This window comes from Bradyrhizobium sp. AZCC 1693, from assembly GCF_036924745.1.
In the GTDB taxonomy this organism is placed as follows: Bacteria; Pseudomonadota; Alphaproteobacteria; order Rhizobiales; family Xanthobacteraceae; genus Bradyrhizobium.
Genome location: NZ_JAZHSD010000001.1, coordinates 2,283,608 through 2,299,149 on the forward strand (window position 1 = coordinate 2,283,608; position 15,542 = coordinate 2,299,149).

The 15,542-nt window shown below is 61.6% G+C and carries 16 protein-coding genes; 9 read left to right on the plus strand and 7 right to left on the minus strand.

Translation table 11 applies throughout. The annotated features are described in order from the left end of the window. The first annotated feature begins 25 nt into the window (after positions 1-25). Positions 26-1,114, plus strand: coding sequence for a ketopantoate reductase family protein (locus tag V1293_RS11175; RefSeq protein WP_334509378.1), 1,089 nt, complete (start codon positions 26-28; stop codon positions 1,112-1,114). Between the two features lie 32 nt (positions 1,115-1,146). Here the strand turns inward: V1293_RS11175 and V1293_RS11180 are convergent, their stop codons facing one another. Continuing rightward, positions 1,147-2,586, minus strand: coding sequence for an SGNH/GDSL hydrolase family protein (locus tag V1293_RS11180; protein ID WP_334509380.1), 1,440 nt, complete (start codon positions 2,584-2,586; stop codon positions 1,147-1,149). 245 nt (positions 2,587-2,831) lie between these two features. After that, on the minus strand, positions 2,832-3,398 hold the full coding sequence (locus V1293_RS11185; protein WP_334509382.1) for a hypothetical protein: 567 nt from the start codon (positions 3,396-3,398) through the stop codon (positions 2,832-2,834). A gap of 500 nt (positions 3,399-3,898) precedes the next feature. On the opposite strand from V1293_RS11185, the gene V1293_RS11190 reads away from it, so the two are divergent. The 5 genes from V1293_RS11190 (at position 3,899) to V1293_RS11210 (ending at position 8,785) form a co-directional block, all read left to right on the plus strand. Further along, positions 3,899-4,552 (plus strand): class I SAM-dependent methyltransferase, encoded by a 654-nt coding sequence (locus tag V1293_RS11190; RefSeq protein WP_334509385.1) that lies wholly within the window; start codon positions 3,899-3,901, stop codon positions 4,550-4,552. A gap of 302 nt (positions 4,553-4,854) precedes the next feature. Beyond that, complete coding sequence (locus V1293_RS11195; RefSeq protein WP_334509387.1) at positions 4,855-5,847, plus strand: NAD(P)H-dependent flavin oxidoreductase; 993 nt, start codon at positions 4,855-4,857, stop codon at positions 5,845-5,847. A 54-nt stretch (positions 5,848-5,901) separates the two neighbouring features. Further along, entirely contained in the window at positions 5,902-6,897 is a 996-nt protein-coding gene (locus tag V1293_RS11200; protein ID WP_334509389.1) for an alpha/beta hydrolase family protein, read from the plus strand. A 73-nt stretch (positions 6,898-6,970) separates the two neighbouring features. Further along, on the plus strand, positions 6,971-7,939 hold the full coding sequence (locus V1293_RS11205) for a zinc-binding dehydrogenase (RefSeq protein ID WP_334509390.1): 969 nt from the start codon (positions 6,971-6,973) through the stop codon (positions 7,937-7,939). A gap of 3 nt (positions 7,940-7,942) precedes the next feature. After that, positions 7,943-8,785, plus strand: coding sequence for an SMP-30/gluconolactonase/LRE family protein (locus V1293_RS11210; RefSeq protein ID WP_334509391.1), 843 nt, complete (start codon positions 7,943-7,945; stop codon positions 8,783-8,785). Positions 8,786-8,930: 145 nt separating this feature from the next. Here the strand turns inward: V1293_RS11210 and V1293_RS11215 are convergent, their stop codons facing one another. Together V1293_RS11215 and V1293_RS11220 are read right to left on the minus strand one after the other, a co-directional pair. Further along, positions 8,931-9,119 carry a hypothetical protein gene (locus tag V1293_RS11215; RefSeq protein WP_334509392.1) on the minus strand — a complete coding sequence of 63 codons (189 nt, stop codon included), beginning with the start codon at positions 9,117-9,119 and terminating at the stop codon, positions 8,931-8,933. Beyond that, positions 9,116-10,114: an aldo/keto reductase gene (locus tag V1293_RS11220; protein WP_334509393.1), complete on the minus strand. Its 999-nt coding sequence runs from the start codon at positions 10,112-10,114 to the stop codon at positions 9,116-9,118. Before V1293_RS11220 ends, V1293_RS11215 begins: the two co-directional genes overlap by 4 nt. A gap of 366 nt (positions 10,115-10,480) precedes the next feature. On the opposite strand from V1293_RS11220, the gene V1293_RS11225 reads away from it, so the two are divergent. Continuing rightward, on the plus strand, positions 10,481-10,846 hold the full coding sequence (locus V1293_RS11225; protein ID WP_334509395.1) for a hypothetical protein: 366 nt from the start codon (positions 10,481-10,483) through the stop codon (positions 10,844-10,846). A gap of 272 nt (positions 10,847-11,118) precedes the next feature. Then, positions 11,119-11,880 (plus strand): pentapeptide repeat-containing protein, encoded by a 762-nt coding sequence (locus V1293_RS11230; RefSeq protein ID WP_334509396.1) that lies wholly within the window; start codon positions 11,119-11,121, stop codon positions 11,878-11,880. A gap of 23 nt (positions 11,881-11,903) precedes the next feature. Here V1293_RS11230 and V1293_RS11235 read toward each other — a convergent pair whose 3' ends face one another. The 3 genes from V1293_RS11235 to V1293_RS11245 all read right to left on the minus strand — a co-directional run bounded on the left by V1293_RS11235 (position 11,904) and on the right by V1293_RS11245 (position 14,724). Next, the gene (locus tag V1293_RS11235) at positions 11,904-12,917 is read right to left on the minus strand and encodes a fatty acid desaturase (RefSeq protein WP_334516697.1); all 1,014 of its coding nucleotides are present in this window, start codon (positions 12,915-12,917) and stop codon (positions 11,904-11,906) included. Between the two features lie 277 nt (positions 12,918-13,194). Next, a complete protein-coding gene (locus tag V1293_RS11240) occupies positions 13,195-14,037 on the minus strand; it encodes a nucleoside phosphorylase (RefSeq protein ID WP_334509397.1) in 843 nt (280 codons plus the stop codon). Positions 14,038-14,055: 18 nt separating this feature from the next. Beyond that, positions 14,056-14,724, minus strand: coding sequence for an ArsR/SmtB family transcription factor (locus V1293_RS11245; RefSeq protein ID WP_334509398.1), 669 nt, complete (start codon positions 14,722-14,724; stop codon positions 14,056-14,058). A gap of 29 nt (positions 14,725-14,753) precedes the next feature. On the opposite strand from V1293_RS11245, the gene V1293_RS11250 reads away from it, so the two are divergent. Beyond that, positions 14,754-15,539, plus strand: a complete 786-nt coding sequence (locus V1293_RS11250; protein ID WP_334509400.1) for an MBL fold metallo-hydrolase — start codon at positions 14,754-14,756, stop codon at positions 15,537-15,539. Positions 15,540-15,542 lie beyond the last annotated feature (3 nt).

Sequence of the window (15,542 nt, forward strand, 5' to 3'; positions counted from 1 at the left end):
GAAAACATCATCTGTGGGAGGGCGCATGGCGCGTAACATTCTGATCCTTGGGGCATCGTATGGCTCGTTGCTGGCGACAAAGCTTTTGATGGCGGGTCACAACGTGACCCTGGTTTGCCGGAAGCAGACGGCAGAACTCATCAATCGCGACGGCACCGAAGTTCGCATCAAACTGCGCGACGAGGCGGCCCACCGGCCGATCTTCTCGCGCGACCTGCCTGGGATCCTGGACGCGGTCGAGCCCGCCGGCGTCGATCCTTCCCGCTATGATCTGGTTGGTCTTGCGATGCAGGAACCGCAATACGCCGACCACGCGATCCAGGCTCTGATGATCAAGATCGCCGAGGCGAAGCTGCCTTGCCTTTCGATCATGAACATGCCGCCCTTGCCCTATCTCAGACGGATCCCGGCCCTTACGAACATGGAGTTGGAGGAGGCCTATACCAACGCCGCGGTATGGGAACGGTTCGAGCCGGGCCTGGTGTCGCTCTGCTCCCCTGATCCGCAGGCCTTCCGTCCACCGGAAGAGGCGGCGAATGTTCTTCATGTAGGCCTGCCGACAAACTTCAAGGCCGCGTCATTTGCGGACGAGAAACATAACTTGCTGCTGCGGGAGTTGGAAGCCGACATCGATGCGGTGAGGCTGGACGGCCAGGACGTTCCGGTGAAGCTCAAAGTGTTCGATTCGATGTTCGTCCCTCTGGCCAAATGGTCGATGCTGTTGACCGGCAATTACCGCTGCATCACGCCGCAAGAGCCGCAATCGATTCGCGACGCGGTGCACGGCGATATCAATCTCTCGCAGTCGATCTATGACCATGTCGACGCCATCGCCCAGCGTCTGGGCGCTGATCCCACGGATCAGGTACCTTTCGAGAAATACGCCAAAGCGGCGGAAAGCCTTCTCAGGCCCTCTTCGGCGGCCCGGGCGGTCGCTGGTGGCGCGCCTTCCATCGAACGCGTCGACCTGCTGGTGAAGCTGATTTCGCATCAGCTTGGCGTACCCAATGCCGAAATCGACCATACGGTCCAGATCGTCAATCAGAAACTGAATGAGAGCATCACGGCGGCCGGGTCCGGCGCGCCGCGAGGTGCTCCAATCGCAGTGACATAGGGCCTTATCGGTTCTGATTGATACAAGGGGCTCTAGCGGCGCTGCTTTTTCGGCTTTAGCGACACCGCCGGCGCGCGTGCGTTGGCATCGAGCGATGTTGATGCCACTGGCGTCTCACCCTTGGCCCCTTCGCGTCCAATTTCGCGTCGCGGCCAGGCAAAATCGTCGGCGCGACCGGCTGGCGCCGACAAGGGCTCACCGGTGATCAAGACCCGGGCTGCTTGCGCATCCATCGTCACCGGCCGCGACCCCGGACCGCCGAGCAATTGATCCGCGCTGAAAGAGGAGGCCATCAAGGGTACGATCGGCCCGGCCAGCGGACGCGGCGCCGGCTGATCCGGCCGCGCGCTGGCGTCGGGCGTTGCCGGTTCGGTCGGCAGCACGATCGGCCCGGAACGCGCAGCCAGCAGCCGGTTGATTTCGCGTTCGGCATAATGCGCGAGCTTGAGCGCACCGGCCTTGGTGAAGTACACGCCGTCTGAGGAGCGCAGCCGGCGGATCTGCCCTTCGAAATCGGGACCTTGCTGTAAAAAGCTCCCGGCTTCATCGACAAATCCGTCCCAGACATCGACATAGGTGATGCCGGCCTTGCCGGCCGCATCGCGATAGAGCGTATCCAGAAACGCCGTGTCGGCGGTCGCCTTGGGGCCTCGTACCACCGGCAGACCGACCCAAAGCACCGGCACGCCCTTGGACTTGAGTACGCCGATCATCTCCTCGATCTTTTCTCTGTAGAGTTCCACCCAGCGTTTCTCGCGAAACTCATGGAGACCGCTCGGCGAGCCCGCGCTCCTCTCCTGTCCTGTGGCCGGCCGCGCATTACTGCTGTCGGCGGCATCGTCTGGCGGCGATTCGGGATCCGCCACCGTGGTTGCGCCATCCGGCTTCGCCGCGGGTTTTTCGCCCGAAGACTTGCCATCTGGTTTGGCCTTGGCGTCTTTCTTGTCCCCCGGCTTGCTGTCGGATTTATCGGCTGCCGGCTCGCGGATTGCGACGCGGTCATCAAGCCCGAGCATAACGACAATGGCGTCCGCTTTTTCGGTGGCGAGAATGCCCTTGGCGGCGGCGGCCCAATCGGCTGGATTGCCCTTCGGTTGATACTTGATCAGGCCAGAGACTGTCTTGTGTTTGCGGATCACACCCGTGTCAGGCTGATCGGCATAGACGTTCTCAAGCCCATAGGCGAGCCAGTCCGCCATGGCGTCACCGAGCACAAGAATGTGGCGCTCCGGCACAGTGTTGCGTTTCTCGGGCGGCGGCGCCTTTGAAAAATCCTCGCGCACCGCCGGTGGCGTTTGCCGCCCATTCCAGCGAGGCTGCGGCGCGTGCTCCTGGTACGGCGCAAACGTGTCGTTACCAAACCAGCCGCCGCCGCGTTGTTCGTTGCCGAACCAGCCTCCACCGCGTTGTGGTTGCGGCCGCTGCTGATATCCGCCGAAATTAAAAAACTGTGCAGAGGTTGGTCCGGCCATGCCAAGCACCAACCCCACCGCGACGGCCAGCGCAATCAGCCGACCACGCTCGGTGAAGAAGATGCATCGCCCTCTTGGTCCGTTTGGCATGCTGGACCGCACACACGCAGAACCCACCCTAGCCAGATTAGCACAAGGCCCGGTGGTAGGGTCTCAGTTTACCGTGAAGTGCGTTGCCATCAGTGCAAGCAAGCGCCCATCTGTCCCGCTTCATGTCCCGCTTCGGGTCAGTCGATTTTGGCATGTTAGCAAGCACGTCGGGCGCCCTTCGTGGAAACGAAGGCGACACGCTCGCACGATTGCCCCTTGGCTGCGAATACGTAGCTGTTGCCATCCTTGGCCAACGTGCCGACGTTCGGCATCAACCAGTGAGTCCGTCCGAGATCGAGCGCTTCGACTCCCGGGCGTGTCCACCCGGGCGCGGCGGCCATTCGAAGATGCCAAAGGAACTTCGGAAGCAGTGTGGAACCCGGAAGCGCCGCGATCGGGCGCTGGGCCTCAACATTGAAATAAAAATTGATGGAACAATCCAAAAAAAGCGGGGACATCTCCCAAAAGGCGGCTTGATTTCTTGCTTCTTTTTCCCGGTCGGACGGCGTTTCTTTGGAGGGCATTTCCTTGGAGGGCATTTCTTTGGAGGGGAAGAAGAGATGACTGATCAACAATTGGCTCTTCAGGCGATTAACGAAGCGCAACTCATACTGGAAGAATACCTTCGGCCGCGGCCGCAGAACAATGAGCATATCCTCGACAAGCTCGTCGAAGTTCTCGAACGCCCCGATTTGGTGGTTGCTGTGAGCCGCTTGCAGCAACAGAGCAACCTCTCAGTGCGCAAGTGAGGAAACTGCCAGCAATCGCCTTGGCCGCCTGGATTGCTACGCTATTACCAGTTGGGACGCCAAACGCGCAGGCCAAACAACAATGCAGTGCCGCAGCGCCATCAAATCCGCACGGTCGTTGGTGGTCCTATCGTCTGATCGATGGGCGAAAGTGCTGGTATGAAGGCAAGCCCATGCTTTCGAAATCGTTGTTGGAATGGCCCAAGGAGGCATCCGCGCAACCCGTTTCCAACAGAGAAGTTACAAGCGTTGTCATAGAGAAGCCTGGCGATCCATTAGACGCGCAAGCCCGAGCACTGGAAGGTCCTGACAGTTTCGAAGCGCGATGGCGCGAAAGGGTGAAAATGCAATAGGCGTTGCCCCAAAGGACAGTCTCGAAGCGCCGGAATCGCGCCTGCGCGGCACAGATGATCAGTTTTGGGAGACCGCGAAGAACTCTTGTTTTCCAACCAGGCGCAATGCGGAAACCAGCAATGCGAACGGCCGCAGATTTCAATCTCTATTACGCAACTCCTGACCCCTGGCATATTTCCCACGCGCAATTCAGGGATAAAGTCTTGCGCCGACGCCTGAAGCCGTTCATCCGGGACAAATCCGTTCTTGAGCTGGGTTGTGGTGAAGGCCACTTGACCCAAACAACTTTTAACAAAGCACGATCCGTGGTTGGCATCGACATAAGCGATGTAGCGATTGCTCGCGCTAAATCGCTGAACCTGCCAAATGCCCGATTTGAATGCGCTGATTTTTTACAAGCGTCATTTGAAGGTTACGACGTGATCGCGGCCCTCGAATGCGTCTACTATCTGTCCTTTCAAGAGCAGGGAGCGTTCCTGGAGAAAGTTGCCAAAGAGCACCCTGGCAAGATACTTCTGCTCTCGGGTCCAATTGTGGACTACAGAAGACACTTCAGTCATAAGCGATTGATGCACGAGTTTACGACTTTGGGGTTCATTCCCCTTAAATTTTATAACCTGTCGGTTTATTGGTATCCGCCTTCATCCAGAATTATCGCTGGCCTGATCAAGCTGCCCCTTGGATACACCTTGCTTGATTGGATACCGGAGTCGATGATCTACCAAAGACTATACGCACTTCGAGCACCCAAACGCGGCTCGGATATTCGATAACCGACGACAGAGACCGGAGCCTCGGCCGGCATCGATTCTGGCGTGTCCGGAGCACATCCGGTCAGCGCGCGATCCCGGAAATGCCGGACTCCATGCGGAATTGTTCGCACTGCGGAACAAGTCCTCGCTTTTGCATGATGGCGTTGCCCTGACCAACACCCGCCCCCCGTAGACTTTTACGGGGGGTGACGGCATCCTGTTCTCCGAAATCTCACAAAATGACGTGCGCGGCCTCCCGCGGCGCCATATAGGGAAGCGCATTTTCCAAATGGAAAATGCGCATGGAAACATAGAGGGCAGACATGAAGACGCGATTCACCGAGCTGGTTGGCGTTGAGCACCCGATCGTCCAGGGCGGCATGCAGTGGGTCGGACGCGCCGAGCTGGTCGCGGCGGTCGCCAATGCCGGCGCACTCGGGCTGATCACGGCGCTGACGCAGCCGACGCCGGAGGATCTGACACGCGAAATCGCGCGCTGCCGCGACATGACCGACAAGCCGTTCGGCGTCAACCTCACCATCCTGCCCGCGATCAAGCCGCCTCCTTACGCCGAATACCGTCAGGCCATCATCGAGGCCGGCATCAAGATCGTGGAGACCGCCGGCAACAAGCCGCAGGAACACGTCACCGAATTCAAGAAGCACGGCATCAAGATCATCCACAAATGCACCAGCGTCCGTCATGGGCTATCGGCGGAGCGGATGGGCGTCGATGCGCTCTCGATCGACGGCTTTGAATGCGCCGGCCATCCCGGCGAGGATGACACGCCCGGCCTGATCCTGATCCCGGCGGCCGCCGACAAGATCAAGATTCCGATGATCGCCTCAGGCGGGTTCGGCGACGGCCGCGGCCTTGTCGCAGCGCTCGCGCTCGGCGCCGAGGGCATCAACATGGGCACGCGCTTCATGTGCACCAAGGAAAGCCCGATCCATCAGCTCGTGAAGGAGCGCATCGTTGCGAACGACGAGCGCGAGACCGAGCTGATCTTCCGCACCATGCGCAACACCTCGCGCGTCGCCAGGAACACGATCTCGACCAAGGTCGTCGCGATGGAGAAGGAAGGCGCAAAATTCGAGGACGTGCGCGAGCTCGTCGCCGGCGCCCGCGGCAAGATGGTCTACGCGACCGGCGATGCCGATGAAGGCATCTGGTCGGCCGGCCAGGTCCAGGGCCTGATCCACGATATTCCGACCTGCGCCGAACTGGTGTCGCGCATCATGCGCGAGGCGGAAGCGATCATCCGCAGCCGGCTCGAAGGCATGATGTCGGGCGCGCAGCGGCAGGCCGCCGAATAGGCGGCGGCCGCAGCCGACCTTCCTCAGGCCCGATAGTTTCTGATGGGAGTGAGCATGCGACTTTTCAGATTCGCCCTTGCGGTCGCCCTCTGCTTGACGGCCACGCTCACCCATGCAGCGGGCCTCCGGCTCATCAAGGTGCGATCCGACGGAGCCCCGACGCTGCAGATAGCAGTATGGTCTCCTTGCAGTGCAGCCGCGGGCGAAGTGAAACTCGGCAGTACCGTTCTGCCCGGGACGATGGACTGCCCTGTCTCCGGAGAGAAGCTGCCGATCATCGTCACGTCGCACGGTTTCGGAGGAGGCTTTACCGGAAACCACGATACGACCGAGATCCTCGCGGATGCAGGCTTCGTCGTGGTCGGCATCAATCATCCGGTCGATACCGGTGCAGGCGATATGGCCCGTGCAGATACTCTTGCTGCCCTGATCGAGCGCCCCGCCGACATCAAGAGAGTGATCGACTACATGCTCGGCGAGTGGTCGGACCGCGCCAGGCTCGATCCCGACAGGATTGGTTTCTTCGGCTTTTCGCGGGGCGGCTACACCGGCCTCGTCATCGCCGGAGCCAATCCAGACATCCGCAAGGCCACGGCATTCTGCCCGGAGGGAAATCGCAAGCCAAGTTGCGAGGAACTGCAAAGGAATGAGATTCCGACACAGATGCCCGTCCATGACCCTCGCGTAAGGGCCATGGTCATCGCCGATCCGGCTTTCGGTCCGTTGTTCGATCGGAACGGATTGAAAGATGTGAGGATACCGATTCAGCTCTGGGCCTCGGAGCTCAGTGGCGAAGACAAGATAACTGAGATCCGGCCCGACTACTTCACGGCGATTGATCAAGAACTGCCGATCAAGGCGGACTACCATATTGTCCGAAATGCCGGACATTTTGCTTTCCTGTCGCCTTGTCCTCAGGATACCGCGAAGCGCCTACCGAAGATTTGCACAGACCGGTCGGGCTTCGACCGCGTCGCTTTCCATAAAGAGTGGAACGCGAGTATTCTGGCGTTCTTTCGCAAGCATCTAATCGATGCGCGTCAACCGTGACACATCGTCGAAGCCATTCAACAACGCGAAATGCCTGAGCCATGCAACGGGCATTAGAACCAGAGAAGAGCCCATGAAAGCCTATGTCTACGGCGCCAACGGCGCCGAAATCGCCGAGGTCGCAAAACCTTCGCCGAAGGGCACGCAGGTGCTGGTCAAGGTCCATGCCTGCGGCCTCAACCGCGCCGATCTCGGCATGACCAAGGGCCATGCGCATGGCGCGGCCGGCGGCGTCGGCACCGTGCTCGGCATGGAATGGGCGGGCGAAGTCGCCGAGCTCGGCCCCGACGCCAAAGGCGTCAAGGTCGGCGACAAGATCATGGGCTCGGGCGGCGCGGCGTTTGCCGAATATACGCTGGCCGACCATGGCCGGTTGTTCCGCGCGCCCTCGAACATGAACTTTGAGGAAGCCGCTACCCTCCCCGTCGCGCTCGCCACCATGCACAACGCGGTGGTGACCAACGGCGCGCTGCGAAAAGGCCAGACCGTCCTGATCCAGGGCGCCAGCTCCGGTGTCGGCTTGATGGCGATGCAGATCGCAAAATTCAAGGGCGCAAAACTCGTCATCGGCTCCTCGACGGATGCGATGCGCCGCGGGCGGCTGAAGGAGTTCGGCGCCGATCTCGCGATCGATTCCAGCGATCCCGGCTGGGTCGACCAGGTCCTGAAGGCAACCAACGGCGAAGGCGTCGACCTGATCGTCGACCAGGTTTCCGGCAAGGTCGCCAACCAGAACCTCGCCGCGACCAAGGTCAAGGGCCGCATCGTCAATGTCGGCCGGCTCGGCGGCACCCACGCCGATTTCAATTTCGACCTGCACGCCGCCCGTCGCATCACCTATATCGGCGTCACCTTCCGCACCCGCACCATCGAAGAGATCCGCGAGATTTTTGACGAGGTCCGCAAGGACATCTGGGGCGCAGTGGAATCGCGAAAACTGCAACTGCCGATCGACAAGGTTTATCCGTTCGCCGAGATCGGCAAAGCGTTCGAGCACATGGAAGCCAACAAGCATCTCGGCAAGATCGTGGTGACGCTGTAGCCGATGACGCTGCGATGCGTACTTGATGGCGGACGCTATTTCGAGGGGCCGCGCTGGCATGCCGGCCGGCTCTGGTTCGTCGACTGCATGGAACGGACACTGCTCAGCCTTTCTCCCTCCGGCGAGCGCGAGCAGCATGCGAAATTCGACGACGACACGCCCTGCGGCGTCGGCATCCTGCCGGACGGACGGCTTGTCGTCCTGACCATGTATCGCAAACGCCTGATGACCTATGCGGACGGCCGGCTTTCGCTCTGTGCCGACCTGTCGGGGACCGCCACCGGCACGATCGACGACATGATCGTCGACGGGCTGGGGCGCGCCTATGTCGGCGATCTCGGCTTCGATATGCCGCCGCCGCCAGATCGCGGCGCGCCCGGCCGCATCATTCTCGTGATGCCGGACGGCGCGGCACGCGTGGTCGCCGAAGGATTGCGGTTTCCCAACGGCATTGCGGTCTCGGCCGACAACAGCCGGCTCATCGTGGCCGAAATGGATGGCGCCTGCCTAGCCGATTATGACATCGAGCCGAACGGTGACTTGAAGTTTCGTGGCCGCTTCGGAAGCATGAAGTCTCCGGATGGCATCTGCCTCGACCAGCAAGGCGCCGTGTGGGTCGCGTCCTTCGAAGAAGACGCCTTCATTCGCCTGAACCCCGATGGGCGCGAGTTGCAGCGAATAGAAGTCCCCGGCCGCCGCGCCCTCGCCTGCGTCCTTGGCGGGCCCGAACGGAAGACGCTGTTCTGCTTGAGTGCGGCAACGTCCTACGAAGAACTCCGGCAACGCAAATCGTCCTCGCGAATCGACGTGGTCGATGTGGAAATTGCGGGAGCGGGCTATCCCTGACGTCGTGTAGGATGGGTGGAGCGAAGCGATACCCATCAATATCGTTGGGGGTTTCGCTGCGCTCTACCCATCTACGTACTGTGTTCGCGGATATCGTCGGGGATCTCGGCGATATCCCGAGCCGCACGCGGCGTGAAGCGGAGCTTCATTGCTCGAAGCGACGGAACGCGGCTTCGACCTCGGCATCGGTTGCGAACTGGCGGCGCTTGGCTTGCGTAAGCCCTTCCAGCACGGCACGAAGATGAGCGGGATCGATCTCCTCTGGCACCCTCGTATTGCTCTTACGTGCGCCCGCCAGCTCCAGCTTGCGCCTTCGGCTAATCCGCCTGATCATCGTGCCTCGCCAGCGAACGCCTGCCGCAGTACTGACAACCGATCGAGCGCGGCTTGCGGCAGCGGGCCTTTTTCGGCAGCAGTGAGTGCGTCCTCGAACTGTTGCGGCGTCGCCATGCCGACCAGGATGGTGCCCATCGCCGGATGAGACAGCGCAAACCGCGTGGCGGCTTCGGTCAGGCTGGTGGCGAACCCCTCCTCTATCAGCGGCATCAGGCGGCGCGCGCGATCGATATCGGCATCGTACCTCATCGCCGAACCGATCGGCTCGGGCGCCGGACCCGCGATCGGATGACGCTCGGCTGAACCCGACAGCGCGCCGCCGGCCAGCACGCGGATGCCCACGACGCCGACACCGGCGGCCTCGGTGTGGTCGAACAACCGTCCATAATCCTGCGCCGGATAGCGCGCCGGCAATTCGCAGGCCGCAGATGGGTTGAGCATGTTGTAGACGACCTGCGCACTGTCGAAGACGCGCGCATCGATCACCCGATGCAGTGCGGCCGTATCGCCGAGCGCCGTCAGCCCGAGGAAACGAATCTTGCCCTGCTGACGCAGGCGCTCGAACGCCGGGACCAATTCGTCAAGCACCTGCGGGACGCTGAGCGAGGGTCCGCCGCCGCTCTCCGTAATCGGATTGTGCAGATGAAGGATGTCGACCCGGTCAAGGCGCAGCCGCGCCAGACTGCCTTCGAGCGATATCCTGACCGCCTCATCGATGCGGCCGGTCTCGCTGGCCGGCAACCGGACCTTGGTGCCGACGGCGACATTGGCCGGCTTTAGCGCTTGCAAGACGCGGCCAAGGTTCTTTTCCGATTGGCCATCGCCGTACTGCACCGCTGTGTCGAAATAGTTGACGCCGGCGGCGATCGCCCGCCCGATGGTCCGCTCCTGGTCGGCAGCATCGCCGCGCACCATCAATCCGCCGACTGCGCCGCAGCCAAAGCCCAGCACCGAGAGCCGCATCCCCGTGCGCCCAAAGACCCGCAATTGCATCGCTGTTCCCTCCGATTGATGGTGGAGATTATGCAGGGTCGAGCGGCTGTTACTCAACCTGTCCGCGATGGCGGGCGCCCTTGCGGTTCCGGAATTAACCCGTAGCGCGGACATAAACCTTAAACAATAAGCTTACCAAAGGGCTCCTGTTGCGTGGTTCCCCGGAGCGACTAACCGTTAGTCGCATTTTGCCTGCCCGCTGATATTTTTAGTCAAGGAGCATTTGTCATGGCACAGTCGACCAAGCCGCCGATCTTTGATGCGATCGATCTTGAACGCGAGATCGAGGAAGAATTTCGAAAGCAGGATCGCGAATCCCAGCCGAGCGATTTCGCACCGCCTTCCGTACGCGCGCCTGACATCGCTATGCCCGACTATGTCGAGCATCGCGATGGGGCGACGGAGATCGGCAGGCTGTCGGCAGAAGCCGTTGTCCGCGAATATGAAGCCGCGGCGAAAGACATCGAGGCGCTGGGCGTTGAGCTGGTCGAGAACGTCAAGCAATGCGAGGCCATGAGCCGCGAGGCGCTGGTCGTGATTGAGGAGCTCAAGGAAACCGCGGAGCGATACCGCAAGGAGGCCAGGCGCGTCTTCCTGCAAATTGAGAACTATTCGCTGGTGATGGCGGAGGTACGCAAAACCTGTGCTGAAATGAGGGACAAGATCGCAGCGCCGGCCCCACTTGAAACGAAGCCAAAAAGACCTGAGCTCCAGGCCGCCCAGGAAGGCTGAGGTTTCGAAAATTGCCGGCTGCAGGGCTGAACCGGGCACGTCGATAGGATTGATCCGGGCTTCGCTACTGCAACAAGGCAGCGCTGGCCGATGCTCAAATCCGTAGGGCGAATTGGCGCGGCGCGTGGGCGGATTTAGCGTAACGTAACCCGCCCCACGCGCTGAAGAGGATTGCAGCCTGTTGATTGTTGTGGCGGCTCCGACGCGATCGGAGGTATCGTTGCCGTCGTGCCGGATCGTCCGCACTCGACGTCTGAGCCGGACGGTATCGCATGAACATCGACGAACTCGCCCACCGGATCGCCGCGGCGAAGCCGATCACCTCCCTGCATGTCGGGGATGACCACTGGCCGGAGGTTGATTGCGACGGCGCGATCTTTGACGACTGCCTCTTTGAGGCGGTGCAGTTCTCCTATCCGTCCTTCGCCGACGCGCGCTTCACCAATTGCCGGTTCGACTCATGCCGCGTCTCGCATGCGGCGCTGAAAGGCGCGGTGTTCGAGACCTGCCAGTTCACCGGCGGCGGCGGCAAGGGATGCACTTTCGCCTTCAGCGATCTGCAAAGGGCCCGGTTTTCCCGGTGCGACCTTGCGCTGGCGACGTTCGAAAGGTCAGAGCTGTTCGCCGTCGAGATGGACGAGTGCAACCTCACCGGGGTGCGCTTCAACCAGGTCGATTTCAGCCGCGCCCTCAGCCGCAAGCAAATCGAGACACGCGCGAGCTTCCATAACTGCAAGATGGATCTGGCCGACCTGGCCGAGACGAAATTACCGACCTGCAGCCTGGCCGGCAGCCGGCTTCGTGAAGCCGACCTGTCCAGTGCCGACCTGACCGACGCCGATCTCACCAACTGCGATCTTTTTCAGACGAACCTCCATGGCGCGACCCTGGCCGGCGCTGATCTTACCGGCGCCGAGGTCAGCGGGTTGAATCTGCTGACGCTTGCCGATTTCAAGGGCGTGCGCGTCACCGACGAGCAGGTGTTCCGGCTGCTCGACGCCATGGGTGTCGACGTGCGGACGCGGCAACGCTGACGCCGCTGCGCGGCGGATGGAGCTCAGATTTCCCGGAACGACACCAGGCGGCGCTGCGCCTCGTCCCATAACACCAGCCGTACACACTGAAAGCTCTGCAGCAGCGTGATGCGACCGACGTCGCGCAGTTCAGGGTGGTCGTGCAGCACGCGCGGCAGCCGGTAATAGGGAATGCGGCTGGAGAGGTGATGCACGTGATGAATGCCGATGTTGGCCGTGAACCAGCGCAGCAGCGCCGGCAGTTCATAGTGCGAGCTGCCGTGCAGCGCGGCTTGATGCAGGTTCCAGCTCTCGTTGCGGTCCCACATCGTGTGCTCGAACTGGTGCTGCACGTAGAACAGCCATACGCCGGCCGTCCCGGCCAGCAGCGTAATCGGAAGGTGCACGAGCAGGAACGCCTTGATGCCGATAAACCACGTGAGCGTAGCGACGATGACGGCGATTGCGAGATTGGTTGCCATCGTACTGGCCCAGGGCTGCCAGCCATTGCGCATCAGGCCGACCGGGAGCCGCTGTTGCAACAGAAACAGATAGGCTGGCCCGACCCCGAACATGATCAGCGGGTGGCGGTAAAGCCGGTATTTCAGGCGACCCCACCAGGAAAGGGCCCGGTATTCTCGCACGGTCAGCGTATCGAGATCGCCGATGCCGCGGCGATCGAGGTTGCCGGTGGTGGCATGATGAATCGCATGCGAGCGGCGCCAGCAGTCGTAGGGCGTGAGCGTGAGCACGCCAATGACGCGGCCGACCCAGTCATTCGCCAGACGGCCGGCGAAAAAGGTGCCGTGACCGCAGTCGTGCTGGATCATGAACAGGCGCACCAGAAAGCCGGCAGCCGGAACCGCGATAAGTAATGACGCCCAGGCATGGCCAAGGGAGAACGTGAACCAGGCCGCTGCCCACAACATCACCAGCGGCAAAGCCGTGATCGCCAGTTCGGCAACGCTGCGCAGCCGGCTTGGGGTGCTGTAGTTGCTCAAAATGCGCTGCCAGCGCCGGGCGTTGAGGACGTCCTCGCCGCCACTGGGCGGTTGAATGAAGCCAACGCCCTCTTGCCTGTTAGAGCGCTGCACGGCTGTGTTAGGCAAAGACATATCCCCTTCTGACAGTGCACGTAAGATCGAGGCCCCGAGGGATCGGCGCCGGCGTCGGTTGATCGATGTTTGGAGAAGGGTCTGAAACGTGCGTGCCTGTCAGTGGCAAGGCAAAGCGCCCAGCGATTCGGCCAAGTGTCAACTGCCGGACATATGGACAGGAATTGGGGGAACGTCAAGGACTGCGGCGGGGCGTTACCGGTTCCGGCAGCCGTTCATTTCAACCCAAGTCCGGTCTTCGAGCTGAAGCAGACCACGCTCGGATTGCAGCAGCAACGACCGCGAGCGTTGCCGTGGTTCCGTTTGCCTCACCCTTCTCGAAGTCTCCTTCAGTCTGAGCCATCGCATTTGTCACATGCGCAAAACAGATGATTGACCGGTGAGCCGCATTCGCGAATGCGTAGAGCGCCGCAGCCTCCATCTCGACGGCAAGCGCACCCAAGTCTCGCGCTGACGCAATCGCGGCTTCGGTCTCGCGGTATGGCGCATCGGTAGTCCAGGTCGGGCCACGGTGAACCGAGATGCCCGTGAGTCCGCGGAGCTCCTGTTCAGCGTCAGTGAGCAACACTGAATCCGGTGCCTCGGCGAATGTTGCTGGCGGCAGATAGTGGTGGCTCGTTCCCTCGTCGCGCACGGCGCGATCGATCAGGACGAAGTATGGCGTCGGACCGATCGGAGTGATTTGTCCGGCGGAGGTGACGCTGACGATCAGCCGGCAGCCCGACGCAAAGAGCTGTTCTGCCACAAGGACTGCGAACGGGGCACCGACCGCGCAGCCCACGATACCGACTTCCCCGACGTCGTCGAGATCGAAGGCAACGAGTTCCGTGTGGTAGCAGGCCCATCCTTCGTGAGTGCGCCCGCTTCCTTTCCTCTTGATGTGGCGCACGACGTCGCCGTCCGGATCGAGCACGCAGATTTCGGGTACGGCGACGAGAGGCAATCCCTTCTGACGGCGCGCTTCCCGCAGCAAAGCGTCCGGCCGGAACACGGAGGGGGCTGTGTGGTCCTTGCTGACGACTAACGGCCAAGCGGGGTCCGCACGATCGGTTTTCTCGTCCATCGCCAATATCCGCTTATCTCAAGCGACGGCTTCGACCGGCAGGCCGGCGGCTTTCCATTCGGGGTATCCGTCCTCCAGCCGGCGGACGCGATAGCCCCGCGCCCTGAGCGCTGCGACGGCTTCGAACGAAAGCACGCAATAGGGCCCGCGGCAGTAGGCAATCACCTCACGGCTTTTCGGAAGTTCGCCCAGGCGTCGCTCCAGTTCGGCGAGCGGAATGTTCAGCGCCCCCGGAAGGTGACCAAGCGCGAACTCGTCTTCGGGACGGACATCGAGCACCGTCACCAGATCGTCGCGCAATCTCGCGACCAGATCGTCTCGCGACACTGGTTCGAGCGCGTCGCGGGCCTGAAAGTAGTCGGCCACGACGCGGCCGATCTCAGCGATGTTCCGTTCACCGACACGCCCCAGGGCTTTGATCAGCGCGACCACTTCGGTGTCGCCGGCCAGGCGGTAGAGAACGTGCTTGCCGCGACGCTCCGTCTCGACGAGGCGCGCCCGCCTGAGGATCTGCAGGTGGCGGGAAGTGTTGGCAAACGTCAGATGCGCCCGGGCGGATAGCTCCTCGACGCTGCGCATCCCCTGGGCGAGATGCTCCAACAGCTCAAGCCGGTGCGGATGTCCCAAGGCCTGAGCCACCTCGGCCAGGTTCTCGTAGATCGCCTGCTTCGGTCCGGTGCTTGACACGGCAATTCCTCGATATACCATTCAGCAGATTGATTGAATGTTACTTACCTGCTCTCAAACAGGAGTGCAAGTCCATGATTCTACGCCAATTCCTGCACAGCGATCCCGTCGGTATCTCGTATCTCTTCGGCTGCGGGGGCAAGGCCGCGGGAGCGGTGGTTGATCCGGTTGGTGATATTCAGCCCTATCTACAGGCCGCCGACAATGCCGGCATGCGAATTCACTTCGTCATCGACACGCATGTCCATGCCGACCACATCTCGGCAGGCCGGGCTCTCGCCGACGCGGCCGGCGCGGCCTACGTGCTCTCGACGGACGCAGGCGTATCATTTCCATTCAGAGGCGTGCGGGATGGAGAAGTCCTTCCGCTTGGAAACGTCTTGGCCACCGTGCTGCACACGCCGGGACACACGCCCGAGCACATCAGCATTCTTGTGACGGATCGGACCCGCGCGGATGAGCCCTGGTTCGTCTTGACCGGCCATACCCTCATGGTCGGCGATCTCGGCCGCACGGAACTTGCCGTGAGCGCGGAAGAAGGCGCAAAGCAACTGTTCCGCAGCGTGAGCACCTTGAAGAAGCTTCCTGATTACGTCGAGGTGCTGCCCGGGGCGTATGCCGGCTCTGTCTGCGGTCGCAGGCTGAGCGGTAAGCCATGGTCGACAATCGGCTTCGAGAAGCAGCACAACCAGGCGTTCATGATCGAGAACGAAGCCGAGTTTGTGCGCTTCATGGTCGCCGAGATTCCGCCGGCACCGCCGGAAGCTGCGAAGATCAGGGCCGCCAATTCGGGCCTGCCGGCGGTGGCGGCCTGATTC

Coding starts and splice junctions, on each gene's coding strand:
- V1293_RS11175 (WP_334509378.1), top strand. CDS start 26: ATGGCGCGTAACATTCTGATCCTTGGGGCATCGTATGGCTCGTTGCTG.
- V1293_RS11230 (WP_334509396.1), top strand. CDS start 11,119: ATGAACATCGACGAACTCGCCCACCGGATCGCCGCGGCGAAGCCGATC.
- V1293_RS11200 (WP_334509389.1), top strand. CDS start 5,902: ATGCGACTTTTCAGATTCGCCCTTGCGGTCGCCCTCTGCTTGACGGCC.
- V1293_RS11225 (WP_334509395.1), top strand. CDS start 10,481: ATGCCCGACTATGTCGAGCATCGCGATGGGGCGACGGAGATCGGCAGG.
- V1293_RS11195 (WP_334509387.1), top strand. CDS start 4,855: ATGAAGACGCGATTCACCGAGCTGGTTGGCGTTGAGCACCCGATCGTC.
- V1293_RS11190 (WP_334509385.1), top strand. CDS start 3,899: ATGCGAACGGCCGCAGATTTCAATCTCTATTACGCAACTCCTGACCCC.
- V1293_RS11215 (WP_334509392.1), bottom strand. CDS start 9,119: ATGATCAGGCGGATTAGCCGAAGGCGCAAGCTGGAGCTGGCGGGCGCA.
- V1293_RS11210 (WP_334509391.1), top strand. CDS start 7,943: ATGACGCTGCGATGCGTACTTGATGGCGGACGCTATTTCGAGGGGCCG.
- V1293_RS11240 (WP_334509397.1), bottom strand. CDS start 14,037: ATGGACGAGAAAACCGATCGTGCGGACCCCGCTTGGCCGTTAGTCGTC.
- V1293_RS11205 (WP_334509390.1), top strand. CDS start 6,971: ATGAAAGCCTATGTCTACGGCGCCAACGGCGCCGAAATCGCCGAGGTC.
- V1293_RS11180 (WP_334509380.1), bottom strand. CDS start 2,586: ATGGCCGGACCAACCTCTGCACAGTTTTTTAATTTCGGCGGATATCAG.
- V1293_RS11220 (WP_334509393.1), bottom strand. CDS start 10,114: ATGCAATTGCGGGTCTTTGGGCGCACGGGGATGCGGCTCTCGGTGCTG.